The sequence below is a fragment of the Pseudomonas uvaldensis genome (assembly GCF_021271205.1).
Lineage (GTDB): Bacteria > Pseudomonadota > Gammaproteobacteria > Pseudomonadales > Pseudomonadaceae > Aquipseudomonas > Aquipseudomonas uvaldensis.
Genome location: NZ_JAIWKS010000009.1, coordinates 72,169 through 98,566, shown reverse-complemented (window position 1 = coordinate 98,566; position 26,398 = coordinate 72,169). Strand labels below are relative to the sequence as shown.

Genomic DNA, 26,398 nt, shown 5'->3' with positions numbered 1-26,398 from the left:
TAGAAAAGCGTAAGGAGAATCACCATGTTGAGCTGGGCTATCACTTTCCTGATCATCGCCATCATCGCTGCCGTTCTGGGCTTTGGTGGTATCGCAGGCACCGCCACGGGCATCGCCAAGATTCTCTTTGTCGTATTCCTGGTGATGTTCATCGCTTCCTTCTTCTTTGGCCGTCGCGGCCGAGGCTGACCATGGGCGCATCACTGAAAGGATTGGTCGCCGCCCTCTTGCTGGGCGGTAGCACCCTGGCAATGGCTGCCAATGACGGACAGATGCGGGTCAGTCAGCTGCTCGAAGCAGACCCGCAGTACCGCGAAACCTGGCAGCGCGTCGTCAAGAAAGAAGAGCGTCTGCCGGAATGGGTCATGAACCTGTCTGGCGATTCGGAACAGATGAACGCTGTCGAGGAAGACGGTGACAAATATCTGGTCGGACCGCTGTGTGAAACCCAGGCGACATGCCGCAGCAAGCGCTTGTTCGTCGCCTTCAGTTTCGATAAGGACGAGGCCTATGCCTTGTTGGTCGAAGTGCCCGCCGGGCTCCCTGCCGACAAGTCCCCGACCCGTCATGCGGACTACCGTTTTCTCGGTAATCCCAACGAAGGTATGCAAGAACTGTTAATGGAGCAACTCAAGAAGGATCCCAACTGGTATTGAGTTTCGACAAAGGGAAAAGCAGCCCTGCTTTTCCCTCTGCACGGCCCGAAGAGGGCCGGTGCATGACCAGGGGGCCGGGACGTTCTGACCATTAAGGGTCGGAGTGACCTACGGGCACAGGGGGTGCCTGCGAAAGGGCCGGGTCAGGTAAAAGCTGCGACGCAGGTTCGCAAAGTCGAGTCGGCTGGGCGAACCTGCGTAGAGCTGCCAATGGCGAATGCCTGGGCCAGAGCGGCTGGTTACATCCCTTTCGATGTCGTCTATCCGATGCGGCATATTGTCTCGACAAGGCTTCCTTCTTTCGATCTCTGACCGTTAATCGGAGAACATTCACCTTATTTCTTTGGTCGACGTTGCGACAATTTGTCTGTGCTTCGTCGGTTTTCAGGGCGCTTAAAAAAGTGCAGGCTACGCTGAAATGGCCGGCTCACGGCGCTTTTGCCAGTTGAAATGGCACATTCGAACCGGTTGGGACGTATGTTCTGTTTGAAAAATCTCATGCCGATTCGGCATGGGCTAGGCGTTTACGGCATTAGACGATCCCACCTCGCATCGCAATAGTTGCGCCTTTTTTCGCCCGCCAGTAAGCCGCCAGCGCGCGCTCGGGGTGACCTTATACGGGGGTGGATGCGCTGATTTGAATCGCAATGGCGATCCAGTCTGTGCGTCTGCCCGAGTCCAATCGAAGTAAGGGTAATGATATGAAGAAGGCAAAACTAAGCCTCGCCTGGCAGATCCTCATCGGGCTGGTGCTCGGAATTGCACTCGGCGCGCTGCTCAACCATTTCAGTGCCGAGAAGGCCTGGTGGATCAGCAACGTGCTGCAACCGGCGGGCGATATCTTTATCCGTCTGATCAAGATGATCGTGATACCGATCGTGATCTCCTCGCTGATCGTCGGCATCGCCGGTGTCGGGGACGCCAAGAAACTCGGGCGTATCGGCTTCAAGACCATTGTTTACTTCGAAATCGTTACCACCATCGCCATCGTCGTCGGCCTGCTGCTGGCCAATTTTTTCCACCCGGGCAGCGGCATCGACATGAGCACCCTGGGTACGGTGGATATTTCCAAGTACCAGGCCACGGCCGCCGAAGTCCAGCATGAGCATGCTTTCATTCAGACCATCCTCAACCTGATCCCGTCAAACATCTTCGCAGCCGCCGCCCGCGGCGAGATGCTGCCGATCATCTTCTTTTCCGTACTGTTTGGCCTCGGTCTTTCCAGCCTGCAGGCAGACCTGCGCGAGCCGCTGGTGAAAATGTTCCAGGGCGTGTCGGAAAGCATGTTCAAGGTCACCCACATGATCATGAACTACGCGCCGATCGGTGTATTCGCACTGATCGCGGTGACCGTCGCCAACTTCGGCTTCGCATCCCTGCTGCCGCTGGCGAAACTGGTCATTCTGGTTTATGTCGCCATTGCCTTCTTCGCCTTCGTGGTCCTGGGCCTGGTCGCGCGTCTGTTCGGCTTCTCGGTGCTCAAGCTCATGCGCATCTTCAAGGACGAGCTGGTGTTGGCCTACTCCACTGCCAGTTCCGAAACCGTGCTGCCACGGGTGATCGAGAAGATGGAAGCCTACGGCGCACCGAAAGCCATTTGCAGCTTCGTGGTGCCCACCGGTTACTCGTTCAACCTCGACGGTTCGACCCTGTATCAAAGTATCGCCGCCATTTTCATTGCCCAGCTGTATGGCATCGATCTGTCCATCAGCCAGCAGTTGATGCTGGTGCTGACCTTGATGGTGACCTCCAAAGGCATCGCCGGCGTTCCGGGCGTGTCCTTCGTGGTGTTGCTGGCGACCTTGGGCAGTGTCGGTATTCCACTGGAAGGGCTGGCCTTCATTGCCGGTGTCGACCGCATTATGGACATGGCCCGCACCGCGCTGAACGTGATCGGCAACGCCCTGGCCGTACTGGTGATCGCGCGTTGGGAAGGTATGTACGACGATGCCAAGGGCCAGCGCTACTGGAACTCCCTGCCGCACTGGCGCAGCAAGGAGCCGTTGCCGGCGGGCGAGCCTTCGAGCCGCTGAGGCATTAAGGCCTCAAAGGCCCATCGGGAGCAAAGCTTGCTCGCGAAGGGGTCCTCTGAACAAACCCCGGGAAATCCGGGGTTTGTCGTTTCTGCCAGCCCCGCTATCATTCCCGACATCTTCCGGGGGATTAACCAATGCTCAATGGCCTGTGGCTTGGCTTCTTTATCGTGGCGGCCGTGTCGGCGCTGATGCAGTGGCTGGTCGGCGGCAACGCCGGGATCTTCGCGGCGATGGTGGAAAGCATTTTTGCCATGGCCAAGCTGTCGGTAGAGGTCATGGTCCTGTTGTTCGGCACCCTCACCTTATGGTTGGGCTTCCTGCGGATCGCCGAAAAGGCCGGCATCGTCGACTGGCTGGCCAAGGCCCTTGGCCCGCTGTTCTTGCGCTTGATGCCGGAAGTGCCGCCCGGACACCCGGCCATCGGCCTGATTACCCTCAACTTCGCCGCCAATGGCCTGGGGCTGGACAATGCCGCCACCCCCATTGGCCTGAAGGCGATGCGTGCCCTTCAGGACTTGAACCCGAGCCCGACCGCAGCCAGCAATGCGCAGATTCTGTTCCTGGTGCTCAACGCGTCCTCGCTGACGCTGTTGCCGGTCACGATCTTCATGTACCGCGCCCAGCAAGGCGCACCTGATCCGACCCTGGTATTCCTGCCGATTCTGCTCGCCACCAGTTGTTCGACCCTGGTGGGGCTGTTGTCGGTGGCGGTGGTGCAACGCCTTCGCCTGTGGGACCCCGTGGTGCTGGCCTACCTGGTTCCTGGCGCGCTGGTATTGGGCGGTTTCATGGCGCTGCTGGCAACGCTCTCGGCCACGGCGTTGGCGAGTTTGTCGTCGATCCTGGGCAACCTGACCTTGTTCGGCCTGATCATCCTGTTCCTGGTGATCGGCGCGCTGCGCAAGGTCAAGGTCTATGAAGCCTTCGTCGAAGGCGCCAAGGAAGGGTTCGACGTTGCCAAGAACCTGTTGCCGTACCTGGTGGCGATGCTCTGCGCCGTCGGCGTGCTGCGTGCCTCGGGGGCGCTGGATTTCGGCCTGGACGGCATCCGGCACCTGGTGCAGTGGGCTGGATGGGACACCCGTTTCGTCGACGCGTTACCGACCGCCATGGTCAAGCCGTTCTCCGGCAGCGCCGCCCGGGCGATGCTGATCGAAACCATGAAGACGTCCGGCGTGGACAGCTTTCCGGCCCTGGTGGCCGCCACGATCCAGGGCAGTACCGAAACCACGTTCTATGTGCTGGCGGTCTACTTCGGTGCTGTGGGTATCCAGCGGGCGAGGCATGCGGTGGGCTGTGCGTTGCTGGCCGAGTTGGCCGGTGTGCTGGGGGCTATTGGGGTTTGTTACTGGTTCTTTGGTTGAACCTGTGGGAGCAAGGCTTGCCCGCGATTAAGGCCCACAGGGCCTTCAGTCCGTCACCTTGAACCGCAACACGCCAAGCATCTGCCCATTGTCGGTCAGCACCCGCACTTGCCAGTTGCCCGTGGGGTTGTCCGGGAAGTTCTGCTTGTGGGTCCAGGCGCGATAGCCTTCCTTGCGCCCGCCATGGATATCCAGGGCGATGCGGTCCACTTCCTTGCCGTTGAACTGCCAGACGTGCCAGATCCGCTCATCCAGACCCCGTGGCGCATTGATGGCGGTGTACGCGAACAGACCGTTGCCGCGAATCTGGGCGGCCGGGACTTCCTTGAGGCTGGCGCCCGGCGTACGGTCCTCCAATTGGGTGCTGATCGCCACTTCGGTCATCCACAGCGTGGCCGGCGGCACCCAGGAGCGCAGCAGCCATCCGGCGGCGCCAATGCCCACGGTGATGCAGAGAATCGCCAATGCGTTGCGCACGGTGCGGATGGGGAAGATCGAGGCCAGGCTCGGGAACGACAACAGCATCGCAATGCCCAGCGCCAGTTTGAAGCTCTGGTCGGTGGTCAGATGAAGAATGATGGGCAGCGCCGTGAGCAGGGCGGCGAACAGCGTCAGCGTGTGCAGTGCCAGGAACGCCCAGCGTCGGGGAGCCAACCATTTGTAATACAGCGGATCGATGATCGAAACCAAGGCCGCCGCACCGAGCAGGCCGGTGAAAAGAAGTTGGCTGCTGTTCCAGGTAGTGGTGATGAAGAAAAACGGCAGGACGAAAAACAGACTCTCCTGGTGAATCATTTGCGTGGCGTAACGCAACAGCGGCTGGGGTATTTCCCGCTTGAAAACCCGGGTGAACAGACGGGTCAGGCTGTTTTCCAACATCAGCCAGAGCCAGCTCACCAGCATCATGACCGAGATCCAACTGGCCAGGCTCTGCTGGCGGTCCACCAGCATGAAACTGCCGACACCGGAGATGAAGCCCCCGAGCGCAATGACCCCTGGGTAGCGCTTCATCAATTCAAGGATGCGCTGGATGTAGTGAGTCAGGGTCTGCATTAGGCGGTTTCACAGTAAGTCGTAGGAAATATCCCTGACAGAGTATCGTCCGAACCTCGATGTGACGAGCATGCTCTTGGGGTAGAAGGGATTTGTCTTGTGGGAGCAAGGCTTGCCCCCGATGAGGTGGCACGGTTTATCCTGGGGTCAATTCTTGTGACGCACCCGCCACACCACCAATCCCAACAGCAACAACCCCAGCAAACCGCCCAACCCCCACACCAGCTCATCGTCGCTGAGCAGTGGCTTCTCGATACGCAAGTAACCCGGATCCTTGAGCAATTCGCCCAGGGCCTGGTTGGCCTGTTCAAGGCTCACCGCCTGCAAGCGCACGGCGGGGTTGGCGAAGTGGCCGTCGTCATAATCGGCCAGGGCACTCCAGTAATAGTCGGCCAGGGCGCTGTTGCCTTGAACCGCCCAGGACTGGTGGGCGATAGCCGCGCGTTTGATGCGCATGAACGTGTCGGGATCCAGCCCGTCCTTGAGCAAGGTGTTGCGCAATGCCTCGAGCGCCTGTTCGGCTTCCGGAAGGTCCTCGCGGGCCAGGTCTGCGTTCAGGCTGAGGAAGCCAACACCACCGAATACTTCCCGCTCCGCCCAAGGGCCATAGGACAGGCCGTGCGTCAGGCGCATCTGGCGGTAGAGTGCCCAGTCCAGGTAATCCTTGAGCAGGTCGAAGGTTTCGTCGTGTTGCTGGTCCAGCACCGGTTCGGGGAATAGCCAGTGCAGCTTGGCGCCGTCGCCCACCAGGCCGTGAGTCAGGTTGCGCTTGGTGACGGCGCTGTAGCGGATCTGCGGCAACGGCCTATGGGTGCTGGGTTCGACGGGTTCGAGCGCGCCAAAGGTACGTTCCAGATAGGCCGGCAGCAGGCGGTCGAGATCACCGACCACGATCAGGGTCATGTTGTTCGGTGCGTACCAGGTTTTGCGCACCTGCTCGAGCCGGGCGAGCGTATGCTGCGCCACCTCGGCCCGTTCCGCGCAACGCAGGCCCAGCTCCACCGCCAGCTGGTTGCTGGCCTTGTGGCCGAGATCCTGACGATCGAGCCAGCGTTGCAGGTGGGTGTAATGCCCGCCATCCTCGCGCTCGACCACCCGCTTGGCGGCCTCCAGGGCTTTGTCGTCGATACGGGTGCGGGTCAGTACCGACAGGAGCAAATCCAGCACCTTGCGCTGGTTGCGGGCCGGCGCCTCGATCACGAACGTGGTGTCAGCGTTGCTCGTAAAGGCGTTCCACTCGCCGCCCAACGCCTGCATGCGCTCCTCCAGCGCTCCCTCGTCCTCACCATCGACACCGCTGAACAGCGCATGTTCGAGCAGGTGCGGCAGTTCCTTGTCGGCGCAGCTGAAATCGTCCAGGCCCACGCCGATCACCAGCCGGATCGCGACATGCCCGCGTTCGCTGCCCGGTTTGAGCAGCAACTGCATACCGTTGGGCAGCGCATACCCTTCGACCTGGAACCGATCCAGGGCCGGCACGGGCAGCGAGGCTGACAAGAGGAGGGCGAGTAACAGACCACGCATAAGTTGAGCATCCTGGCGGCTGACAGTCCAACCTTGTTGACTGGACAATGAGCCAGACGTTCAAGGCGAGTGGGTGATGTCCGAAATTTCATCTGCCGCCAGGGCACCGATCTCCGAGGTCTCCAACACGACATAGGCACTGCCGCAGAAGAGGGAATTGAGGCGCCTCATGTCAGCGATCAACTCCAGGTGCAGGGAACTGGTTTCCAGGCTTTGTACGACCTTTCTATGCAAACGGCTGACGTGGGCGTGGGCCATTCGTCTTTCCTGCGCGCGAAAGCGACGTTTCTCGCGCAGCAACTGACGGGCGCTTTCCCGGTCGGCGCTGAGAAACACCGACAGGCCCAGCCGCAGGTTGGCGATCAAGTGGCTGTGCAGCCCTGCCAGTTCTTCCAGGCCCACGTCGGAAAAGGAGCGACGCTGCGAGGTCTTCTGTTGCTGGACCTTGCGCAGCATGCGTTCGATGAGGTCGCTCGCCAGCTTCAGGTTGATCGCCAGCTCGATGATTTCCGCCCATCGGCGGCTGTCCTGCTCACTCAGGTCTTCGCGGGGCATCTGGGCCATGTACAACTTGATGGCGCTGCACAGGGCTTCGACGTCATCGCTTACGCGCCGTAACTCCTGGGTAACGGCCGTCTGTTGGCCGTGCAACACGTCGAGCATGGCTTCGAGCATGTTTTCGATCTGATCGCCCATGCGCAGGGTTTCCCGGGCCGCGTTGGCCAGGGCCAGGCTCGGTGTGGCGAGGGCGGCCGGGTCCAGATGGCGTGGTTTGACCGTGCCGTTGGTGTCCGGGCGCTCCGGCAGCAGCCAGGCGCACAGCCTCGCCATGGGGGCGACGCTGGGCAGCAGCACCAGGCAACGCACCGAGTTGTAGAGCAGGTGGAAGCCGATGACCGTTTCCTGAGGGCTGAAGTCCAGGCTATCGAGCCAGCCTACCAGCGGATCGAGCACCGGGATGATCAGCAACAAGCCAATCAGCTTGTACAGCAGGCTACCCAATGCCACCTGACGTCCCGCGGCGTTCTGCATGCTGGTGCTGAGGAACGCCAGCACGCCGCTGCCAATGTTGGCGCCGATCACAAGACCAATGGCCACCGGCAGGCTGATCACCGAGGCGCCTGCCAGGGTCGCGGTCAACAACACGGCGGCGAGGCTGGAGTAGGAAATCATCGCAAACAGGGCACCGACCAGCGCGTCGAGGAGGATGTCGCCGGTCAACGAGGCGAAGATCACTTTCACGCCTTGAGCGTGAGTAATGGGCGTGGCGGCTTCGACGATCAATTGCAGCGCCAGGATGATCAGGCCCAGGCCGATGCTGACCCGACCCATCTGCCCGACACGGGTTTGTTTGCGCGACAGGAAAAAGATCACCCCAAGGAAGATCAGCAGCGGTGACAGCCACGACAGGTCCAGGGTCAGCACTCGTGCCATCAGCGCCGTACCGACATCGGCGCCGAGCATGGTTGCCAGGGCGGGGGTCAACGCCATCAGTCCCTGGCCGACGAAGGAGGTGACGAGCATGGCCGTGGCATTGCTGCTCTGGACCATGGCCGTGACCATGATTCCCGCAATGAAAGCCAGCCAGCGCCTGGACATGTTCTGTCCGATGACGTGCCGCAGGTTCGTGCCATAGACCCGCAGGATGCCGGTACGGACGATGTGCGTGCCCCAGATCAGCAGGGCCACGGCGGAGAGCAAATTGAGCAGGGTCAGCATGAGAAGCCCCCTGTTAGCGTCCCAAAGGGACAAATTGACGGTGCCACTTCGTTTTACTTGTACTTAAAGATTTAGTTGGCGAAAGGTCCGGACGCCAGCATTGCACAGCTAAAGAATCGATTGAAACAAATCTGTCATAAAAACACCGCAACTACCCCTGTGGGAGCGGGCTTGCTCGCGAAGCGGTGGGCCAGTTGATGAAAATGGGTCGTACATACCGCATTCGCGAGCAAGCCCGCTCCCACAGGTTATTCATTCAGCCCTGCCTTTCAGCGGGCATGAAAAAAGGGGCTCCAAGAGCCCCTTCGTTCATTGCCCCATACCGTTACTGACCCGGAACATCCTTGCGCAGTTTCACCGGATCCTGTTGCTTGCGCTTGCGTGCAATCGTGGTGCGCATCTTGATGTTGATGGCTTCCACCGCCAGGGAGAACGCCATGGCGAAATAGACATAGCCTTTTGGCACATGCACATCGAACGATTCGGCGATCAGCACGGTACCGACCACCAGCAGGAACGACAGCGCCAGCATCTTCAGCGACGGGTGCTTGTCGATGAATGTGCTGATAGTGCCCGAGGCCAGCATCATGACCAGCACGGCCACGATGATCGCCGCGACCATCACCGGTACATGGGAAACCATGCCCACGGCGGTGATGACCGAATCCAGGGAGAAGACAATGTCGATGATCGCGATCTGGATGATGGTGTAGAGGAAGTTGCCGCCCTTGCCCGAAGGCTCGTCGCTGCTTTCATCTTCGCCTTCCAGCGCGTGGTACATCTCCTGGGAGCTTTTCCACAGCAGGAACAGGCCACCGAAGAACAGGATCAGGTCGCGACCGGAAATGCCTTGGCCGAACAATTCAAACAGATCGGCGGTCAGGCGCATCACCCAAGTGATGGACAGCAACAACAGGATCCGGGTGATCATGGCCAGGGCCAGACCGAAGATCCGGGTGCGCGCCTGCATGTGCTTGGGCATGCGGCTGACCAGGATCGAAATCATGATGATGTTATCGATGCCCAGGACGATCTCCAGGGCCGTCAGGGTAAAGAAGGCAACCCAGATTTCCGGGTTGATCAGCCATTCCATGTGAGTTCCTTTGAGCGAGTGTTAGGCCGCGTCGCTCCGTTCAGTACGAAAAAGCGACGCAGCGAGTATTGCTTTTATAGAGTGCTGAACAGCGGAAAGATCCCCATCAGCAAGGCGGCGAACATTATGCACAGGCAAACCAATACTGCCCACTTCAAGGTGAAGCGCTGGTGATCGCCGAATTCGATCCCGGCCAGGGCCACCAGCAGGTAGGTGGACGGAACCAGCGGGCTCAACAGGTGCACGGGCTGGCCGACGATCGAGGCACGGGCCATTTCAACAGGCGAGATGCCATAGTGACTGGCGGCTTCGGCGAGAACCGGTAACACTCCGTAATAAAATGCATCGTTCGACATGAAGAAAGTGAACGGCATGCTCGCCAGGGCGGTGATGACCGCCAGGTACGGGCCGAGGAAGTCCGGGATCACCGCCAGCAGGCTCTTGGACATGGCATCGACCATGCCGGTACCGGACAGAATGCCGGTGAAGATACCCGCCGCGAAAATCAACCCGACCACCGCCAATACGCTACCGGCATGCGCCGCAACGCGGTCCTTCTGCTGCTGCAGGCAAGGGTAGTTGACGATCATCGCGATACTGAAGGCCACCATGAACAGCACCGGTAGCGGCAGCAGGCCGGCGATCAGGGTGCACATCAGGCCCAGGGTCAGCGCGCCGTTGAACCAGATCAGTTTCGGACGACGGGCGTCGGGGAATTGGGAAACGCTGATTTCGCTGTGGTCGATTTCATCGCCCACCAGGTGCAGTTCCCCCAGGCGTGCACGTTCGCGTTTACCGTACAGATAGGCAATCACCAGGATGGCCACGACGCCGAACGCCATCGCAGGAATCATTGGCACGAAGATGTCGGATGGATCCACATGCAGTGCACTGGCCGCACGAGCGGTCGGGCCGCCCCAAGGGGTCATGTTCATCACGCCGCCGGCGAGGATGATCAAGCCGGCCATGATCCGTGGGCTCATGCCGATGCGGCTGTAGAGCGGCAGCATGGCGGCCACACAGATCATATAAGTGGTCGCGCCGTCACCATCGAGGGAAACGACGAGCGCCAGAACGGCGGTGCCGACCGAAACTTTCAGCGGGTCGCCCTTGACCAGCTTGAGGATCTTGCGCACGGCCGGGTCGAACAGGCCGGAGTCGATCATCAGGGCGAAATAGAGAATGGCGAACATCAGCATCACGCCAGTGGGCGCGAGCTTGGTGATGCCTTCGAGCATCATCGGGCCGATCTTCGGCGCAAAACCGCCGAACAGAGCGAACAGGATCGGAATGATGATCAGGGCGATCAGCGCGGACAGGCGCTTGGTCATGATCAGGAACATGAACGTGATGACCATGGCGAAGCCAAGGAAAGTCAGCATGGGAAATACTCCAGGCGTGGCGCGGCGGGTAAAGGCGAACCGGACAGGTCAGCGCAGAACGTAAGACACGGGGCGGACGGATGGAGGGGGTGCAGCGGGACGTAGAGCAGCGGACATCAGAATCACCATTGTTGTTGTTAAAAAGGCCGAACGGGTCGTCGTGGAAATCCGTTTCTGGCCACCGGTCTTTGCCGGTAGTGCGGGTGATGCTAATCGCGCAAGCTTTCAGCCAGCTTTCGCAGTAAACAAAGGCTTTGTGGGAGCACGGCTTGTCGGCGATGAAGTTGATGCGGTCTTTTGAGGTGGGGCGGACCCTATCGCGAGCAAGCTTTGCTCCCATAGGTGATCATCCACGAAATCAAAACACCGAAAGATCCAACGGCCTTACCGCGCCCATCCAGATAGCATGATCGGTGTGGTCCTTCAGGTCGTCGCCGGTATTGGGGTGCAGGAAGATCACCAGGCCATTGCGATTGAGTGCCAGCCATGGCAGGACCACGCCGATGTATTGCGGATCGAACGCCAGTTGGCAGCTCCAGTCCGGATGGGGGCCGACCGGGCGTTGGTGGACCCGGCCCATCGTCAGCGGAAAGAGCTGTGCCGCTTCTTCACACAATGCCCGTGCCTGGTCGAGGGTACTGGCGTCGAAATACACATGGGCGTGGTAGCCCTTGATCCGTTGCATCTGTCACTCCTTGCAATACGGGCCGAACCCTCTTCATTTTCCGCGGGTCAGAGGCTTATACGCGGCATAAAAGGAGTCGACAGTCATGAGAAACGCCGAAACCCCGGTTGTCAAAGTGGTGCTCTATGGTGCCATGAGCAGCCTCGGCAGCGCGTTGATGGCTGAGATGCTGCGGCGTCAGCATGAAATCATTGCCGTCCTCGACGATCTCACGGCACTGGCGCCGCGTCCGGGGTTGCGGACCAAGACCGGAGATCTCTATGACCCCGAGCGGGTCAAGCAAAGCGTAGCCGGCGCCAACGCCGTGATATGCCTGCTCAATGCTCCCGGGTTGCCAATGAGCAGCGAGCAGGTGGAACGGATGCTCATTCCGGGCCCGGTGGAGCAGGTACTGGCCGTGGACGCACTGATCGCCGGGATGCAGGCGGCCAACATCCCCCGGCTGTTTCTGGTGGGTGATTTCGCGGTGCTCGACGAGGAGCAGGTTGAAGATGATTTGCAGCGTCACGCCGCTGAAGAAATCCTCGACGCCCTGCAAAACAGCCCGTTGCAGTGGACCCTCATCGATTCGCCTTACGCCGCACCGGGGCTGGGCATCGAGCACTTCACCCAGGTCAGCACCAGCCTGGAACCCGGCATGGCCGAGTCACTGGAGCGGCTGAACAGGGTAGCCGTGGGCATCGCGGACGAGCTGCGCTTGAACCTGCATATGGGCCAGCATGTGAGTTTTATACCCGCTGCTTGAAAGCCTCCCATGTTCAAACGGCAATGGAAGGCAACGGCAACCCTGCGAGCGACTCGCCACTGTTGGCTTGTTCTTCCATCAACCATTCCACGAACTGCCGGATCAGCGCCCCGCGCCGTTTACGCTGGGGCAAGACCACGTAATAACCCAACCGCGACAACACCGTTTCGGCGATCGGTCGACACAGCAGGCCTTGGGCCAATAAGTTATCCACAAGGTGACGCCAGCCAATGGCGACGCCTTGGCCACCAATGGCTGCCTGGATCAATAAGGTGTAATTGTCGAAACGCAGTTGCCCTGGCGCCGGCGGGGAGGTGATGCCCAGCTCGCGAAACACGCCATTCCAGTCGAACCAACTGCTGCCGTTACCACCACGCAAATGCAACAGCGGAAATTCCGACAGGGCCTGGGCGGGCAAAGGCGGGGTGCGTTCCTTGAGCAGCAGCGGACTGCACACCGGGAAGACTTCTTCACTGAACAGCCAATGACTTTCACCTTGCTTGAAACGACCGTCGCCGAAAAGCACTGCAACGTCGATGTCGGTGCGCAGCATATTGTGGTTGCGCTCGCCAGTGACCAGGCTGACGTCCACTTGAGGGTTGGCGGCATGAAAGCGGTGCAATCGCGGCATCAGCCAATAGGCAGCGAACGCGAAATCCGTGGCGACCTGTAACACTTCATGCTGCTGCTGGGCCGTGACTGCGCTCAGTCCTGCGTCGATGCTCTGCAAACCGACCTGAACCTGCTCGAACAGGATAGTGCCGGCTTCGGTCAGTTCGATGCCCCGGTAAATGCGATCGAACAAGCGTGTGCCAAGTTGTTCTTCCAGGCGCTTGATCTGCTGGCTGATGGCCGGTTGCGTCGTTCCCAACTCAATGGCGGCGGCCGTGAAGCTTCGCTGGCGTGCTGCGGCTTCAAACGCCCGGAACAGATCCAAAGACAGGTCTCCCAATGCTTCATACATAAGCTGTGCTTATCCTAGTCATTATCCTGCATGGGCTTTACCGCAACAGGCGCGGGGAACATCCTCGATTGCAGCACTTTCGCATAACTGCTCACTATGGAATGCCGCGATTACATGAAGCGCAAGAACATTCTTTTCATCATGGCCGATCAAATGGCCGCGCCAATGTTGCCGATCTATGGCCCGTCACCCATCAAACTGCCCAACCTGTCGCGCCTGGCCGACCAGGGCGTGGTGTTCGATGCCGCGTATTGCAACAGCCCGTTGTGCGCACCGTCACGCTTTACCCTGGTGAGCGGCCAGTTGCCCAGCAAGATCGGCGCCTATGACAACGCGGCGGATTTCCCCGCCGATGTCCCGACCTATGCCCACTACCTGCGTCGTCTTGGCTACCGCACGGCGCTGTCCGGCAAGATGCACTTTTGCGGACCCGATCAGTTGCACGGCTACGAAGAACGCCTGACCAGCGATATCTACCCCGCCGATTACGGCTGGGCCGTGAATTGGGACGAGCCGGACGTGCGGCCGAGCTGGTATCACAACATGTCCTCGGTGCTTCAGGCCGGGCCATGCGTGCGCACCAACCAGCTGGATTTCGATGAAGAGGTGGTGTTCAAGGCTCAGCAATATCTGTTCGACCACATTCGCGAGGACGGCGAGCAGCCGTTCTGCCTGACCGTGTCGATGACTCATCCGCACGACCCCTACACAATTCCCAAGGCATTCTGGGACCTGTACGACGACAACGACATTCCGTTGCCGCACACTCCGGCGCAAACCGAGCTCGACCCGCATTCCCAGCGTCTGCTGAAAGTCTACGATCTATGGGGCAAGCCGCTGCCTGTGGATAAGATTCGCGATGCCCGACGGGCCTACTTCGGCGCTTGCAGCTACATCGACAGCAACGTTGGCAAGCTGCTGCAGACGCTCGAGGACACGGGGTTGATGGAAAACACCATCATTGTGTTCTCCGGCGATCACGGAGACATGCTCGGCGAAAAGGGCCTCTGGTACAAAATGCACTGGTTCGAAATGGCTGCTCGGGTACCGCTGTTGATCAGTGCTCCGGGGCAGTTTGCCAGTGGGCGGGTCAGCGCCTCGGTGTCCACTGCCGATCTGCTGCCAACCCTGGTCGAACTGGCCGGCGGTGCGCTGGAGCCGGGGCTGCCGCTGGATGGCCGTTCGCTGGTGCCGCATCTGCAAGGGCAGGGCGGGCACGACGAGGTCTTTGGCGAATACATGGCCGAAGGCACCATCAGCCCATTGATGATGATTCGCCGCGGGTCATGGAAATTCATCTACAGCGAAGACGATCCGTGCCTGTTGTTCGACGTACGCAACGATCCCAAGGAGCAGGAGAACCTGAGCCAATCGCCCGAACATCAACACCTGTTTGCCGATTTTCTCGCCGAGGCGCGGGCCAGGTGGGATATCCCGACTATTCACAAACAGGTGCTCGCCAGCCAGCGACGCCGTCGTTTCGTGGCCCAGGCGCTGACCCTGGGCAAACTCAAGAGCTGGGATCACCAGCCGCTGGTGGACGCCAGCCAGCAATACATGCGCAATCACATCGACCTGGACGATCTGGAGCGCAAGGCACGTTATCCACAACCCTGCCAAAACCAATAACGTAAGGGGAAGCACATGCAAAAGTTATCCACAGTACTGGCCGCTGGGCTGTTGGCGTTGGGCAGTGCTTCGGCGTGGGCCGAGCAGAGCTGCGAAACCGTGAAGATGGCCGATCCGGGCTGGAGCGATATCGCGGCGACCAACGCCATCACCGGTTTCCTGTTGGAAGGCATGGGTTACAAGCCCAGGGTAGATGCCCTTGCGGTGCCGATTACCTTTGGCGGCCTTAAAGACGGTCAGGTCGACGTGTTCCTGGGCAACTGGATGCCGGCGCAGCAGGGCTTCTACGACAAGTTCGTGGCCAATGGCGATGTCACGCAACTGGCCAAGAACCTGGACGGCACCGAGTTCACCCTGGCGGTCCCGGATTACGTCTGGGAAGCAGGTGTGCATAACTTCGCCGACCTGAACAAATTTGCTGACAAGTTCGAGAAGAAGATCTACGGCATCGGCTCCGGTGCGCCTGCCAACCAGTCCTTGAAGGACATCATCAAGACCAACGACTTCGGCATGGGCGACTGGAAGCTGGTGGAATCCAGTGAGCAGGCGATGCTGGCGGAGGTGTCTCGGGCTGTGAAGAAACAGAAGTTCGTGACCTTCCTCGGCTGGACACCGCATCCGATGAACGTGCAGCTGAAGATGCACTACCTCAAGGGCGGCGAGAAATATTTCGGTGAAACCGGCAGTGTCTACACGCTGACTCGCAAAGGTTATGCACAGGCCTGTCCGAACGTTGGCAAGCTGCTGACCAACCTGAGTTTCACCCAGGAGATGGAAAACAGCATCATGGCCGAGGTGGTGAACAAGAAAGTCAGCAATGCTGACGCGGCCAAGGCCTGGATCAAGGCCAACCCGGCGGTGCTGGATAAGTGGCTGGACGGTGTGAAGACCGTTGATGGCAAGGATGCGTTGGCGGCGGTGAAGGCCAAGCTGTAAGGCCGGCTTGTGGCGAGGGGATTTATCCCCTCGCCACAGAGAGAGCGGCGCGTTGTACTGTTACTCTTTCGCCAAACCCCATCCCTGAGGCCCTATGGCAATCCCGTCTCGCCACTCACTCTTTCCTTTCCTGAGCTGGCTGCCCCGGCAGACCCGTGCCAGTGTCGGTCGGGACCTGATCGTCGGCCTGAGCGGTGCGATCCTGGCCTTGCCGCAATCCATCGCTTATGCCCTGATCGCTGGCTTGCCACCGGAGTACGGTTTGTACGCAGCCATCGTGCCGGTATTGATCGCCTGCTTGTGGGGTTCGTCTTGGCACCTGATCTGCGGCCCTACGGCGGCCATCTCCATTGTCTTATACGCCACCGTCAGTCCCCTGGCCGTGCCCGCGACCCAGGACTACATCACCTTGATCCTGCTGTTGACGGTGCTGGCGGGCATTTTTCAGTGGTTGCTAGGGCTGTTGCGTTTCGGCGCGTTGGTGAATTTCGTCTCCCATTCGGTGGTGCTGGGTTTCACCCTGGGCGCGGCGGTAGTGATCGCGATGGGGCAGTTGCCGAACCTGATGGGCCTCGACCTGCCCAACGAAGCCACGGCGTTGAAGGGCCTGCTGATGCTGCTCAGCCATATCGGGGCTGTGGATAAACCTTCCTTGTTGTTGGGGCTGGGGACGCTGGTGCTGGGGGTAGTGCTCAAGCGGCTGTTGCCGCGCTGGCCGAGCCTGTTGATAACGTTGGTCATCAGCAGCCTGGTGGTCTGGTTGTGGCCGGCGATGTTCGGGCATGTGAGGCTGGTCAGCGCTTTTGCCGGGCGTTTGCCACCCCTCACGGCGTTGCCGCTGGACCTGGAATTGATACTGCGTCTGCTGCCTGGGGCCGTTGCGGTGGGCATGCTCGGGCTGGTGACCAGTTTGTCCATCGCCCGTTCGCTGTCGGTACGTTCCGGGCAGTTGCTCGATGCGAACCAAGAGGTTCGGGCGCAGGGGCTCTCCAACATCGTTGGTGGTTTTTTTTCCGGCTCCTTGTCAGCCGGTTCCTTCACCCGTTCCGGCCTCAGTTATGAAGCCGGCGCCTGTTCACCCTTGGCGGGAGTGTTCTCGGCGTTGTGGGTAGCCTTGTTCGCGGTCGCCGGCGCGAGGCTGATCGCGCATATCCCGATCCCGGCCATGGCCGGCAGCATCCTGCTGATTGCCTGGGGCCTGGTGGACCATCGCGGCATCCGGGCGCTGTACCGCGTGAGCCGGTCCGAATTCATGGTGATGAGCCTGACGTGTCTGGCGACATTGCTGCTGGAACTGCAAACCGCCATTTACGCGGGCGTGCTGGCGTCGCTGTTTTTCTACCTCAAGCGCACCTCACAGCCACGGGTGCAACATTCCCACGAAGCTGACGCCGACATCCTACGGGTTGGAGGTTCGATCTTTTTCGGTGCCAGCCATTATCTGCAAGTGCGGCTGCAACGGCTGCAAGCGCAACGGGTGGTGATCGATGCCCCGCAGATCAACTTTATCGACTATTCCGGGGTGGAAATGCTTCACCAGGAAGCCCGACGTCTGCGCAGCCAGGGCCGCAGCCTGACCCTGCGCAGGGCGCGCCCGCAGGTGGTGGAGGAGTTGAAGAAGCTCGAAGGGGCTCAGAACTGCCCGATTCACTTCGAAGATTGACAGGCCCGACTGACACAACCTGTGGGAGCAAAGCTTGCTCCCACAGTTCTCCCCGCAGCCGCTAGAGAGCGAGCTGTCGCCGCAGCTCGGCCAGCACCGGTGCAGTGTCCGGACGAACGCCGCGCCACAAGTAAAACGCTTCGCCCGCCTGTTCCGCCAGCATGCCCAGGCCATCCATTGCTACCGCCGCGCCGTGTTCGCTGGCCCAGCGGCAGAAGGAGGTCGGTTCCTTGCCATACATCATGTCGTAGCAGAAGGTCCGGCCGGGCTCGATCAGGCTAGGGGCAATCGGCGGCACGGCGCCAGACAGGCTCGCGGACGTAGCGTTGATGATCAGATCCACTGGCTCCCGCAGCCAGTCGAAACCGCTGGCCGAGACGGGGCCCAGGTCGGCGAACAACTGCGCCAGCAATTCGGCTTTTTCCACCGTGCGGTTGGCGATGATCACCGAGGCCGGTGCTTCGGCCAACAGAGGTTCCAGGGCGCCGCGCACCGCACCACCGGCCCCCAGCAACAGGATGCGCTTGCCCTTGAGGCTGAAACCGGCATTGACCGTCAGGTCCCTTACCAGCCCGGCGCCGTCCGTGTTGTCGCCCAACAGGCGCCCGTCGTCGAGCTTGCTCAAGGTGTTGACCGCGCCGGCCCGTTGCGCACGCTCGGTCAGGCTGTCGGCCAGGCGAAAGGCGTCCTCCTTGAACGGCACAGTGACATTCGCCCCACGACCTTCGCGGAAAAAAGCCTGCGCGCACCCGGAAAAATCCTCCAGGGGTGCCAGCAGCGTGCTGTAGTCCAGCACCTGCCCGGTCTGTTCGGCGAACAGGCGGTGGATCAGCGGCGACTTGCTGTGGCCGATCGGGTTACCCATGACAACATAGCGATCCATGGACATCCCTCAGGCCGTCGCCAGCCAATCGCGATCCTGCAGGAAATACTCGGTCAGCCGCGCCTCTTCGCTGCCGGGTTCGGCTTTCCAGTCGTAGCCCCAACGCACCTGCGGCGGCAGGGACATCAGGATCGACTCGGTCCGTCCGCCCGATTGCAGCCCGAACAGGGTGCCGCGGTCGTAGACCAGATTGAATTCCACGTAGCGCCCACGGCGAAACTCCTGGAACTCCCGTTGCTTGGCCGTGAACGGGTCATGTTTGCGGCGGCGCACAATGGGCAGGTAAGCATCGATGTAAGCGTCGCCGATGGCGCGGATGAACGCGAAGCAGGTGTCGAAATCCCATTCGTTCAGGTCATCGAAAAACAGACCGCCGATGCCCCGGGGTTCGTTGCGATGCTTGAGGTGGAAATAGCTGTCGCACCAGGCCTTGTAGCGTGGGTACACCTCGGGGCCGAAGGGGGCGCAGGCCTGCTCGGCCACGCGGTGCCAGTGCACGCAATCTTCCTCCACGCCGTAATACGGCGTCAGATCGAAGCCGCCGCCGAACCACCAGACCGGTTCTTCGCCTTCCTTTTCGGCAATGAAAAAGCGCACGTTGGCATGGGAGGTCGGCACGTGGGGGTTGTGCGGGTGGATGACCAGCGACACTCCGAGGGCTTCAAAACCACGCCCGGCCAGTTCAGGTCGATGAGCGCTGGCCGACGGTGGGAGACCGCTGCCGAAGACGTGGGAAAAGTTGACGCCGCCCTTTTCAATGACTGTACCGTTTGCGATCACCCGAGTGCGACCACCGCCTCCGGCAGACCGGGTCCAGGCGTCTTCGACGAAACGTGTGCCTCCATCCTCGGCCTCCAGGGCAGCGCAGATGCGGTCTTGCAGGTCGAGCAGATAGGCTTTCACGGCCTCGGTGCGAGTGGTCATGACATCCCCTTATCAGGTCTGAGCCACGCGGCGTATAACGAGCCGGTGGCAAATGGGCGCACAGGATAACACCGCCGCTGGCCATGCCACAGTTGACGACGGTCAAGCATAGGAGTCCGATAGCAGGCTTGATAAAAGTCCTCAGACATGGAGAAAGTGATGATGGCCAAACGCATCCAGTTCAGTTCCCACGGCGGTCCCGAAGTGCTCGAGTACGTGGATTACCAGCCCGCCGAGCCGGGCCCGCAGCAAGTGCGCGTGAGCAACCGGGCGATCGGCCTGAACTTCATCGACACCTACTACCGCAGCGGTCTCTATCCGCCACCGGCCTTGCCGTCGGGGCTGGGTGCCGAAGGGGCGGGCGTGGTCGAGGCAGTCGGCAGCGAGGTCAAGCGCTTCAAGGTCGGTGACCGGGTGGCGTATGGCAGCGGTCCGCTGGGGGCCTACAGCGATGCGCATGTGCTGCCGGAGGCCAATCTCGTGCACCTGCCGGAATCCATCAGTTTCGAACAGGCCGCTGGGGTGATGCTTAAAGGGCTGACCGTGCAGTACTTGCTGCGCCAGACCTATGAACTCAAGGGCGGCGAAACCATCCTGTTCCACGCCGCGGCCGGTGGCGTGGGCTCCCTGGCCTGCCAATGGGCCAAAGCCCTGGGCGTGAAGCTGATCGGCACCGTCAGTTCGCCGGAAAAAGCCGCCGTTGCCAAGGCCCATGGCGCCTGGGAGACCATCGACTACAGCAAGGAAAACGTCGCGCAGCGTGTCCTGGAGTTGACTGACGGCAAGAAAGTCCCGGTGGTGTACGACGGGGTTGGCAAGGACACCTGGTTGACCTCCCTGGACTGCGTCGCGCCCCGCGGTTTGCTGGTGAGCTTCGGCAACGCCTCCGGTGCGGTGGAAGGTGTGAACCTGGGCATTCTCTCGGCCAAAGGTTCGCTGTACGTCACCCGCCCGACCCTGGCGACCTACGCCAACAACGCCGAAAACCTGCAACGCATGGCGGATGAACTGTTCGGGATGATCAGCAGCGGTAAGCTCACGGTGGATATCAACCAGCGGTATCCGCTGGCGGATGCGGCCAAGGCTCAGGCTGAACTGTCGGCGCGGCGGACGACGGGGTCGACCATTCTCCTGCCTTGAGGGTTGTGGCAAACCTAATGTGGGGCGCTCACAGATATTGCACCTGACAAAAAAACCTGTGGGAGCGGGCTTGCTCGCGAATGCGGTGGATCGGCTTGCATCTATGCTGAATGTGCCGATGCCTTCGCGGGCAAGCCCTCTTCCACAGAGGGTGTGCAAGGTGCCGAGGGTGGACTCTGCTCAGTCCGGGCGGACGACTTTGCCGGTCGCCAGGTCGCGGATGACGCTGGGGTTCTTGCGTCCGCCCAGGTTGCCGCCGAGTACCAGATCGATCTGTCCACGGAAGTATTGTTCGACGCGAATCCGCGTACGCGCCGCCGGGCGGCCCTGGGGGTTGGCCGAGGTGGAGACCAGCGGCCCGACCAGCGAGCACAGGTCGCGCACGGTCGGGTGGTCGCTGACCCGTAGTGCCACGGTGTCGTGCACGCCCGTGATCCATTCAGGTAGCAGGTTCTGATGCGGCACCAGCCAGGTATTGGGCCCCGGCCAGGTGCTGGCCATGCGGTCCATCCATGCCTCGGGAAAGTCTTCGAACAGGAAATCGAACTGGTGGATGTTATCGGCCACCAGGATCAACCCCTTGTCAGGCAGCCGCGACTTGATCGCCAGCAAGCGCTCGACCGCTTCCTCGTTCCACGGATCGCAGCCCAGGCCCCAGACCGCCTCGGTTGGATAGGCAATCACCGCCCCGGCGCGAATTTCTCGCGCGGCTTGTTGCACACGCCAACTGTTGACCATGAAAGTTTCTCCGCAACACACAATAAGGCTGTGCGCAGTTTACCGATCTTCCCCATAAAACCTAGCGTGCAAACCAACGTCCATTGTCGCAGATGGCCCGTCCCTCCATTTCCAGTTCGGTCAGTGCGGCCAGGACCTTGGGCAAGCCCCAGCCGCTGGCGTCGGCCAATGCTTCGCTGCTCTGCGGTGCGGCATGAAGCAGGCGCAGCAGTGGATGAGTCACTGGCGCGGGTTCCGAGGTCGCCGATATCCGTTGCCAACCGCGCAACGCTTCGAGGATATGCTCGACGGTTTCCACCAAGGCCGCGCCGTCGCGGATCAATTGGTGGCAGCCCCTCGCGCCGGGGTGATGGATCGACCCTGGAATGGCATACACCTCGCGGCCCTGTTCCGCCGCCAGTCGTGCGGTGATCAGCGAGCCGCTGGCCACGCTTGCCTCGACCACCAGCACGCCAAGGGACAAACCGCTGATGATTCGGTTACGGCGCGGAAAGTGGCTGGCATGGGGCGGCGCATCCAACGGAAACTCCGACAACACCGCGCTGCCTTGGTCGATCATGGCATTGGCCAAGCGACGATTACGCTGTGGATAAAAATTTTCCAGACCGGTACCCAGCACCCCGACGGTCTGTCCGCCGACGTCCAGCGCCGCTTGATGAGCTGCCGCATCGATGCCCAATGCCAGGCCACTGGTGATGACAAAACCGGCACTGGCCAGGCTGCGGGAAAATGCCGCCGCCGTGTCCATGCCCGGTCGCGAGGCGCGACGACTGCCGACCATCGCCAACTGAGGTTTCTCCAGAATCCTCGGGTCGCCTGCAACGAACAGCAGCGGTGGCGCATCGCTGATCTGCGCCAGCAGCGCGGGGTATTCAGGCTGGTCCCACATCAGTAAATGCTGGCCCTCGCGCTCCAGCCAGGCCAATGCCTGGGCGGCGCCGTCACGCACATCCGGATCGCGCCGTGCCCCGGCACAGGTCGCCGGCAGCCCCAGCGCACGCCACGCGCTGGCCGGCGCGCTGATGGCTTTCGAGGCCGAACCAAAGGCCTCCATCAAGGTCATGAAACGTTTGGGACCCAGCTCCGGCAAGCGGTGCAGGCGTAACCGAGCCTCCAGTTCCGCTGGGGAAACCGAAGCAGATTCAGGTAATGACATGCGATCGTCCTTGATCGTAATAGGCCCCGCTCATGCGGGAACAAGCTGTGGATAACTCTGTTGGTAAGTTGTGAAACCCGTTATGGATTGCGCACCTTGTCGAGGATCGCCAGAGAGCGCGAGGCGTACAGCACCAAGCCATAGCTGAGCTTGTCGTAGGTGCGGAAAACCATCAGCAGGCCGGCCCGTTCGTCCGGGATCTTCACCGGTTGACCGGTAATGCGGTCGCGCACGGTTTCGCCGGTTTTCATCACCGCCAGGACGTTGCCTTCGGCCAGCCCGTCGCGACGTCCCTTGTTCAGGGTCACCACGTCCAGCGCGCCGATCTGGGTCACGCCACGTGGCACATCGAGGATCAGCCCATCGATGTCCGTTTTGGGCGCGCTGGGCATGAAGGTCGAGTTGATCGAGCGCTCCTCGCCGCTGAACAGGCGATCGCCGAGACGGACTTCCTGGGTGGTGCGTTGCAACGCGAGGGTGGTGATATCGCCTTCGGTGGCGACGACCTCGCCACCCCCGATGTCGTCGGCGTTTATACCCAGAAATTCCTTGGTCTCGGGGTCGGTATAGACCTTGCCCTGGCGGAAGATGCCATACGCCGTCTGGTTCGGGTCGAACATGCCACGGGCAAAGATCCGGTCCCCCATGCCGCTGAGCACCCGTTCCGCATCGCCGGCGACCACATAGGGGGCCTTGTCGAAATCTTCAGGTGTGTCGACGATACGGTTGCTCAGCAGGAAGCTGTTGATGGCCTGCAGCGGAATGCTTGGGATCGCATCGGCCACCGGCGAGCTGCGCACGCGCGGCGATAGCTTGATGGTGCCTCGCGACGCGCCGCGATTGAGGGTCAGCCGTGGCTGGCCGTTGACGTAGACCAGCGTCAGGGTGTCGCCGGGATAGATCAGGTTCGGGTTTTCGATCTGCGGGTTGGCCTGCCAGAGTTCGGGCCATTTCCAGGGTTCACGCAGGTATTTGCCGGAAATGTCCCACAGCGTGTCCCCCGACACCACAGTGTATTGCTGCGGAAAACCTTCCCGAAGTTGCACTTGCCCATGCGCAAGGCCGGCCGAGGCCAGGAGCAGCAGGGCGAGTAGTGATTTCCTCATGCGGTGAATCCCTTTATCATGTGCGTTCGCGTAAAACGCCAGAGCCCCCATGGCTCGCGCCGATTCAGAAGCAGCGTTTTACAACGGTAGCCTGCATCCCAAGACACGCCAGGCCAGCCACCCGACTTTACCTCACACGTGCATTGATCAAGCTTATGGCCATTTTGAACATCCTCGAATTTCCGGACCCGCGCCTGCGCACTATCGCCAAACCGGTGGCCGTAGTGGACGACGAAGTGCGCCAGTTGGTCGATGATATGTTTGAAACAATGTATGAAGCGCCGGGCATCGGCCTTGCCGCGACCCAGGTCAACGTGCACAAGCGTATCGTCGTGATGGACCTCTCCGAAGACCGCAGCGAGCCGCGGGTGTTCATCAACCCCGAGTTCGAGACCCTAACCGACGAGATGGAGCCGTATCAGGAAGGCTGCCTTTCGGTACCGGGCTTCTACGAAAACGTCGACCGTCCCCAGAAGGTCAGGATCAAGGCCCTGGACCGCGACGGCCAACCCTACGAGCTGATTGCCGAGGGCCTGCTGGCGGTGTGCATCCAGCACGAGTGTGACCACCTCAACGGCAAGTTGTTCGTGGATTACCTGTCGACCCTCAAGCGTGACCGGATCAAGAAAAAACTGGAAAAAATCCACCGCCAGAATGCTTGATGCCCCTCTTCAAAGGCTTGCTGCGGCAAGCCTTTTTCTTTTTGCGACTGCCTTGTAATTGAGAGCTTCCCATGACTGAGCCACTGCGCATCGTCTTTGCCGGCACTCCCGAATTTGCCGCCGAACACCTCAAGGCCCTGCTGGCCAGCCCCCACGAGATCGTCGCGGTCTACACCCAGCCGGATCGCCCTGCCGGTCGCGGACAAAAGCTGATGCCCAGCCCGGTCAAACAGTTGGCCGTGGAAAATGGCATCCCAGTGCTGCAGCCGCCGACCCTGCGAGACGCGCAGGCACAAGCTGAACTGGCCGCATTGAAGCCGGATTTGATGGTAGTGGTCGCCTATGGCTTGATCCTGCCCCAGGCGGTGCTGGACATTCCGCGTCTGGGTTGCATCAACAGCCACGCCTCGCTGTTGCCGCGCTGGCGCGGTGCGGCGCCGATCCAGCGCGCCGTGGAAGCCGGCGACGCCGAAAGCGGCGTGACCGTGATGCGCATGGAAGCCGGCCTGGACACCGGGCCGATGCTGCTCAAGGTCAGCACCCCCATCAGCGCCGAAGACACCGGCGGCAGCCTGCACGACCGCCTCGCGCTGATCGGTCCGCCAGCGGTGGTCCAGGCCATCGCCGGCCTGGCCGCCGGTACGCTGCAAGGCGAAGTGCAGGACGACAGCCTCGCCACCTACGCCCACAAATTGAACAAGGACGAGGCGCGCATCGACTGGAGCCGCCCGGCTGTCGAACTGGAACGTCTGGTGCGGGCCTTCAACCCCTGGCCGATCTGCCATAGCACTTTGAACGGCGAAGCCCTGAAAGTGTTGGCGGCCCGCCTGACCGAAGGGCAGGGCGCACCGGGACACATCATCGGCGCCAGCAAGGACGGCCTTGTCGTTGCCTGTGGCGAGCAGGCGCTGTGTCTGACGCGTCTGCAATTGCCCGGCGGCAAGGCGCTGAACTTCAGCGATTTGTTCAACAGCCGCCGCGAGAAATTTACCCTCGGCACGGTCCTCGGCCAAACGGCGGACGCCTCATGAATCCGCGTCTGGCCGCCGCCAAGGCCCTCGCCGCTGTCCTCAGCGGCAAAGCCTCGCTCAACAGTTCCCTGCCGACCCAGCTGGACAAGGTGGAAGACCGTGATCGCGGCTTCACCCAGGACTTGGCATTCGGCACCGCCCGCTGGCAGCCACGGTTGTCGGCCTTGGCGGCCAAGCTGTTGCAGAAGCCGTTCAAGGCCGCCGACGCCGACGTCGAAGCGTTGCTGCTGGTGGGGCTCTATCAGCTGCTCTACACCCGCGTCCCCGCTCACGCCGCCATCGGCGAGACCGTGGGTTGCGCCGACAAACTGAAAAAACCCTGGGCCAAGGCCCTGCTCAATGCCGTGTTGCGCCGCGCCCAGCGGGAGAGCGAAAGCCTGCTGGCCGAACTGGAGCGCGACCCGGTGGTACGCACCGCCCACCCGCGCTGGCTGCAGAAATCCCTGAAAGCTTTCTGGCCCGAGCAGTGGGAAGCCATCTGCGCGGCCAACAACGCCCATCCGCCGATGATCCTGCGGGTCAACCGTCGCCACCACACTCGCGATGCCTACCTGGCGTTGCTGGGCGAGGCGGGCGTCCCGGCGATCCCTTGCCAGCACAGCCGCGATGGCATCGTCCTGGAAACCCCCGGCGACGTGCGCACCCTGCCGGGGTTTGCCGAAGGTTGGATCAGCGTCCAGGACGAAGCCGCGCAACTGGCCGCCGACCTGCTGGAACTGGCGCCGGGCCAACGGGTACTGGACGCCTGCTGCGCGCCGGGTGGCAAGACCTGCCACATCCTCGAAGCCGAGCCGAAGCTGGCCGGTGTAGTGGCCGTGGACCTGGAGGCCAAACGCCTGGTGCGGGTAAAGGAAAATCTTGAACGCCTGGGCCTCGACGCCAAGCTGATCGCCGCCGACGGCCGCGACACCGCGAGCTGGTGGGACGGCAAGCCGTTCCAGCGGATCCTGCTGGACGCGCCATGTTCGGCCACCGGTGTGATTCGTCGTCACCCCGACATCAAACTCACCCGCCAGCCGGACGACATCGCCGCACTGGCGGTATTGCAGGGCGAATTGCTCGATGCCTTATGGCAGACCCTCCAAGTGGGCGGCATCCTGCTCTATGCCACCTGTTCGACCTTGCCGACCGAGAACACTGAAGTGATCGAGGCTTTCCTGACTCGCACGCCGGGCGCGCGGGAGCTGGACATTGCCAGTCAGGCCGGCCTGAAGCAGCCCCATGGCCGTCAGTTGCTGGCTCAGGAAGGCGGCCATGATGGGTTCTACTACGCCAAGCTGATAAAAATCGCCGCGCGCGGCTAAGACCG

Annotated in this window: 24 protein-coding genes; 12 read left to right on the top strand and 12 right to left on the bottom strand. The window is 61.3% G+C overall.

Features of this window, described 5'->3' with window-relative positions; all coding sequences use genetic code 11:
• Positions 1 to 24 precede the first annotated feature (24 nt).
• From LCU97_RS20255 to LCU97_RS20240, 4 genes are all read left to right on the top strand, one after another.
• Positions 25 to 189: a DUF1328 domain-containing protein gene (locus LCU97_RS20255; protein WP_003177151.1), complete on the top strand. Its 165-nt coding sequence runs from the start codon at positions 25 to 27 to the stop codon at positions 187 to 189.
• A 2-nt stretch (positions 190 to 191) separates the two neighbouring features.
• The gene (locus tag LCU97_RS20250; protein WP_053149362.1) at positions 192 to 656 is read left to right on the top strand and encodes an inhibitor of vertebrate lysozyme family protein; all 465 of its coding nucleotides are present in this window, start codon (positions 192 to 194) and stop codon (positions 654 to 656) included.
• Positions 657 to 1,357: 701 nt separating this feature from the next.
• Positions 1,358 to 2,689 (top strand): glutamate/aspartate:proton symporter GltP, encoded by a 1,332-nt coding sequence (gene gltP, locus LCU97_RS20245; RefSeq protein ID WP_053149711.1) that lies wholly within the window; start codon positions 1,358 to 1,360, stop codon positions 2,687 to 2,689.
• A gap of 137 nt (positions 2,690 to 2,826) precedes the next feature.
• On the top strand, positions 2,827 to 4,056 hold the full coding sequence (locus tag LCU97_RS20240) for a nucleoside recognition domain-containing protein (RefSeq protein WP_053149365.1): 1,230 nt from the start codon (positions 2,827 to 2,829) through the stop codon (positions 4,054 to 4,056).
• Positions 4,057 to 4,101: 45 nt separating this feature from the next.
• On the opposite strand, the gene LCU97_RS20235 is transcribed toward LCU97_RS20240, so the two are convergent.
• The 6 genes from LCU97_RS20235 to LCU97_RS20210 all read right to left on the bottom strand — a co-directional run bounded on the left by LCU97_RS20235 (position 4,102) and on the right by LCU97_RS20210 (position 11,512).
• The gene (locus tag LCU97_RS20235) at positions 4,102 to 5,109 is read right to left on the bottom strand and encodes a DUF5924 family protein (protein ID WP_232777585.1); all 1,008 of its coding nucleotides are present in this window, start codon (positions 5,107 to 5,109) and stop codon (positions 4,102 to 4,104) included.
• A gap of 147 nt (positions 5,110 to 5,256) precedes the next feature.
• Positions 5,257 to 6,633, bottom strand: a complete 1,377-nt coding sequence (locus tag LCU97_RS20230) for a M16 family metallopeptidase (protein ID WP_232777584.1) — start codon at positions 6,631 to 6,633, stop codon at positions 5,257 to 5,259.
• Positions 6,634 to 6,693: 60 nt separating this feature from the next.
• Positions 6,694 to 8,352, bottom strand: coding sequence for a Na/Pi cotransporter family protein (locus tag LCU97_RS20225; protein WP_053149374.1), 1,659 nt, complete (start codon positions 8,350 to 8,352; stop codon positions 6,694 to 6,696).
• 325 nt (positions 8,353 to 8,677) lie between these two features.
• Positions 8,678 to 9,445, bottom strand: coding sequence for a TerC family protein (locus tag LCU97_RS20220; RefSeq protein ID WP_053149376.1), 768 nt, complete (start codon positions 9,443 to 9,445; stop codon positions 8,678 to 8,680).
• Positions 9,446 to 9,519: 74 nt separating this feature from the next.
• On the bottom strand, positions 9,520 to 10,827 hold the full coding sequence (locus LCU97_RS20215; protein ID WP_053149379.1) for a CitMHS family transporter: 1,308 nt from the start codon (positions 10,825 to 10,827) through the stop codon (positions 9,520 to 9,522).
• A 358-nt stretch (positions 10,828 to 11,185) separates the two neighbouring features.
• On the bottom strand, positions 11,186 to 11,512 hold the full coding sequence (locus LCU97_RS20210; RefSeq protein WP_232777583.1) for a DOPA 4,5-dioxygenase family protein: 327 nt from the start codon (positions 11,510 to 11,512) through the stop codon (positions 11,186 to 11,188).
• Positions 11,513 to 11,597: 85 nt separating this feature from the next.
• On the opposite strand from LCU97_RS20210, the gene LCU97_RS20205 reads away from it, so the two are divergent.
• Positions 11,598 to 12,257: an NAD(P)-dependent oxidoreductase gene (locus tag LCU97_RS20205; protein ID WP_053149385.1), complete on the top strand. Its 660-nt coding sequence runs from the start codon at positions 11,598 to 11,600 to the stop codon at positions 12,255 to 12,257.
• Positions 12,258 to 12,270: 13 nt separating this feature from the next.
• Here the strand turns inward: LCU97_RS20205 and LCU97_RS20200 are convergent, their stop codons facing one another.
• On the bottom strand, positions 12,271 to 13,221 hold the full coding sequence (locus LCU97_RS20200; protein ID WP_232777582.1) for a choline sulfate utilization transcriptional regulator: 951 nt from the start codon (positions 13,219 to 13,221) through the stop codon (positions 12,271 to 12,273).
• Positions 13,222 to 13,335: 114 nt separating this feature from the next.
• Here LCU97_RS20200 and betC point away from each other — a divergent pair, with 114 nt between their 5' ends.
• From betC to LCU97_RS20185, 3 genes are all read left to right on the top strand, one after another.
• Positions 13,336 to 14,850: a choline-sulfatase gene (gene betC, locus LCU97_RS20195; protein WP_232777581.1), complete on the top strand. Its 1,515-nt coding sequence runs from the start codon at positions 13,336 to 13,338 to the stop codon at positions 14,848 to 14,850.
• A 15-nt stretch (positions 14,851 to 14,865) separates the two neighbouring features.
• A complete protein-coding gene (gene choX, locus LCU97_RS20190; RefSeq protein ID WP_053149393.1) occupies positions 14,866 to 15,786 on the top strand; it encodes a choline ABC transporter substrate-binding protein in 921 nt (306 codons plus the stop codon).
• 94 nt (positions 15,787 to 15,880) lie between these two features.
• The gene (locus tag LCU97_RS20185) at positions 15,881 to 17,449 is read left to right on the top strand and encodes a SulP family inorganic anion transporter (protein WP_232777580.1); all 1,569 of its coding nucleotides are present in this window, start codon (positions 15,881 to 15,883) and stop codon (positions 17,447 to 17,449) included.
• Positions 17,450 to 17,510: 61 nt separating this feature from the next.
• Here LCU97_RS20185 and aroE read toward each other — a convergent pair whose 3' ends face one another.
• Complete coding sequence (gene aroE, locus LCU97_RS20180) at positions 17,511 to 18,332, bottom strand: shikimate dehydrogenase (protein ID WP_232777579.1); 822 nt, start codon at positions 18,330 to 18,332, stop codon at positions 17,511 to 17,513.
• Between the two features lie 9 nt (positions 18,333 to 18,341).
• Complete coding sequence (hemF, locus tag LCU97_RS20175; RefSeq protein ID WP_053149401.1) at positions 18,342 to 19,256, bottom strand: oxygen-dependent coproporphyrinogen oxidase; 915 nt, start codon at positions 19,254 to 19,256, stop codon at positions 18,342 to 18,344.
• A gap of 162 nt (positions 19,257 to 19,418) precedes the next feature.
• Between hemF and LCU97_RS20170 the strand changes: the two genes are divergently transcribed.
• On the top strand, positions 19,419 to 20,396 hold the full coding sequence (locus tag LCU97_RS20170) for an NADPH:quinone reductase (RefSeq protein WP_232777643.1): 978 nt from the start codon (positions 19,419 to 19,421) through the stop codon (positions 20,394 to 20,396).
• 180 nt (positions 20,397 to 20,576) lie between these two features.
• On the opposite strand, the gene LCU97_RS20165 is transcribed toward LCU97_RS20170, so the two are convergent.
• From LCU97_RS20165 to LCU97_RS20155, 3 genes are all read right to left on the bottom strand, one after another.
• On the bottom strand, positions 20,577 to 21,134 hold the full coding sequence (locus tag LCU97_RS20165; protein ID WP_134922222.1) for an L-threonylcarbamoyladenylate synthase: 558 nt from the start codon (positions 21,132 to 21,134) through the stop codon (positions 20,577 to 20,579).
• Positions 21,135 to 21,195: 61 nt separating this feature from the next.
• The gene (dprA, locus tag LCU97_RS20160) at positions 21,196 to 22,290 is read right to left on the bottom strand and encodes a DNA-processing protein DprA (RefSeq protein WP_232777578.1); all 1,095 of its coding nucleotides are present in this window, start codon (positions 22,288 to 22,290) and stop codon (positions 21,196 to 21,198) included.
• Positions 22,291 to 22,370: 80 nt separating this feature from the next.
• The gene (locus LCU97_RS20155; RefSeq protein ID WP_232777577.1) at positions 22,371 to 23,396 is read right to left on the bottom strand and encodes a LysM peptidoglycan-binding domain-containing protein; all 1,026 of its coding nucleotides are present in this window, start codon (positions 23,394 to 23,396) and stop codon (positions 22,371 to 22,373) included.
• Between the two features lie 155 nt (positions 23,397 to 23,551).
• On the opposite strand from LCU97_RS20155, the gene def reads away from it, so the two are divergent.
• The 3 genes from def (at position 23,552) to rsmB (ending at position 26,393) form a co-directional block, all read left to right on the top strand.
• Entirely contained in the window at positions 23,552 to 24,058 is a 507-nt protein-coding gene (gene def / locus LCU97_RS20150; protein WP_053149424.1) for a peptide deformylase, read from the top strand.
• Between the two features lie 71 nt (positions 24,059 to 24,129).
• On the top strand, positions 24,130 to 25,089 hold the full coding sequence (gene fmt / locus LCU97_RS20145) for a methionyl-tRNA formyltransferase (protein WP_232777576.1): 960 nt from the start codon (positions 24,130 to 24,132) through the stop codon (positions 25,087 to 25,089).
• The gene (gene rsmB, locus LCU97_RS20140; protein ID WP_232777575.1) at positions 25,086 to 26,393 is read left to right on the top strand and encodes a 16S rRNA (cytosine(967)-C(5))-methyltransferase RsmB; all 1,308 of its coding nucleotides are present in this window, start codon (positions 25,086 to 25,088) and stop codon (positions 26,391 to 26,393) included. The genes fmt and rsmB overlap by 4 nt, the downstream gene beginning before the upstream one ends.
• Positions 26,394 to 26,398: the final 5 nt, after the last annotated feature.

Excerpts from the sequence above, each read along its gene's own strand:
- LCU97_RS20255 (WP_003177151.1), top strand. The coding sequence starts at position 25 with ATGTTGAGCTGGGCTATCACTTTCCTGATCATCGCCATCATCGCTGCC.
- LCU97_RS20250 (WP_053149362.1), top strand. The coding sequence starts at position 192 with ATGGGCGCATCACTGAAAGGATTGGTCGCCGCCCTCTTGCTGGGCGGT.
- gltP (WP_053149711.1), top strand. The coding sequence starts at position 1,358 with ATGAAGAAGGCAAAACTAAGCCTCGCCTGGCAGATCCTCATCGGGCTG.
- LCU97_RS20240 (WP_053149365.1), top strand. The coding sequence starts at position 2,827 with ATGCTCAATGGCCTGTGGCTTGGCTTCTTTATCGTGGCGGCCGTGTCG.
- LCU97_RS20235 (WP_232777585.1), bottom strand. The coding sequence starts at position 5,109 with ATGCAGACCCTGACTCACTACATCCAGCGCATCCTTGAATTGATGAAG.
- LCU97_RS20230 (WP_232777584.1), bottom strand. The coding sequence starts at position 6,633 with ATGCGTGGTCTGTTACTCGCCCTCCTCTTGTCAGCCTCGCTGCCCGTG.
- LCU97_RS20225 (WP_053149374.1), bottom strand. The coding sequence starts at position 8,352 with ATGCTGACCCTGCTCAATTTGCTCTCCGCCGTGGCCCTGCTGATCTGG.
- LCU97_RS20220 (WP_053149376.1), bottom strand. The coding sequence starts at position 9,445 with ATGGAATGGCTGATCAACCCGGAAATCTGGGTTGCCTTCTTTACCCTG.
- LCU97_RS20215 (WP_053149379.1), bottom strand. The coding sequence starts at position 10,827 with ATGCTGACTTTCCTTGGCTTCGCCATGGTCATCACGTTCATGTTCCTG.
- LCU97_RS20210 (WP_232777583.1), bottom strand. The coding sequence starts at position 11,512 with ATGCAACGGATCAAGGGCTACCACGCCCATGTGTATTTCGACGCCAGT.
- LCU97_RS20205 (WP_053149385.1), top strand. The coding sequence starts at position 11,598 with ATGAGAAACGCCGAAACCCCGGTTGTCAAAGTGGTGCTCTATGGTGCC.
- LCU97_RS20200 (WP_232777582.1), bottom strand. The coding sequence starts at position 13,221 with ATGTATGAAGCATTGGGAGACCTGTCTTTGGATCTGTTCCGGGCGTTT.
- betC (WP_232777581.1), top strand. The coding sequence starts at position 13,336 with ATGAAGCGCAAGAACATTCTTTTCATCATGGCCGATCAAATGGCCGCG.
- choX (WP_053149393.1), top strand. The coding sequence starts at position 14,866 with ATGCAAAAGTTATCCACAGTACTGGCCGCTGGGCTGTTGGCGTTGGGC.
- LCU97_RS20185 (WP_232777580.1), top strand. The coding sequence starts at position 15,881 with ATGGCAATCCCGTCTCGCCACTCACTCTTTCCTTTCCTGAGCTGGCTG.
- aroE (WP_232777579.1), bottom strand. The coding sequence starts at position 18,332 with ATGGATCGCTATGTTGTCATGGGTAACCCGATCGGCCACAGCAAGTCG.
- hemF (WP_053149401.1), bottom strand. The coding sequence starts at position 19,256 with ATGACCACTCGCACCGAGGCCGTGAAAGCCTATCTGCTCGACCTGCAA.
- LCU97_RS20170 (WP_232777643.1), top strand. The coding sequence starts at position 19,419 with ATGGCCAAACGCATCCAGTTCAGTTCCCACGGCGGTCCCGAAGTGCTC.
- LCU97_RS20165 (WP_134922222.1), bottom strand. The coding sequence starts at position 21,134 with ATGGTCAACAGTTGGCGTGTGCAACAAGCCGCGCGAGAAATTCGCGCC.
- dprA (WP_232777578.1), bottom strand. The coding sequence starts at position 22,290 with ATGTCATTACCTGAATCTGCTTCGGTTTCCCCAGCGGAACTGGAGGCT.
- LCU97_RS20155 (WP_232777577.1), bottom strand. The coding sequence starts at position 23,396 with ATGAGGAAATCACTACTCGCCCTGCTGCTCCTGGCCTCGGCCGGCCTT.
- def (WP_053149424.1), top strand. The coding sequence starts at position 23,552 with ATGGCCATTTTGAACATCCTCGAATTTCCGGACCCGCGCCTGCGCACT.
- fmt (WP_232777576.1), top strand. The coding sequence starts at position 24,130 with ATGACTGAGCCACTGCGCATCGTCTTTGCCGGCACTCCCGAATTTGCC.
- rsmB (WP_232777575.1), top strand. The coding sequence starts at position 25,086 with ATGAATCCGCGTCTGGCCGCCGCCAAGGCCCTCGCCGCTGTCCTCAGC.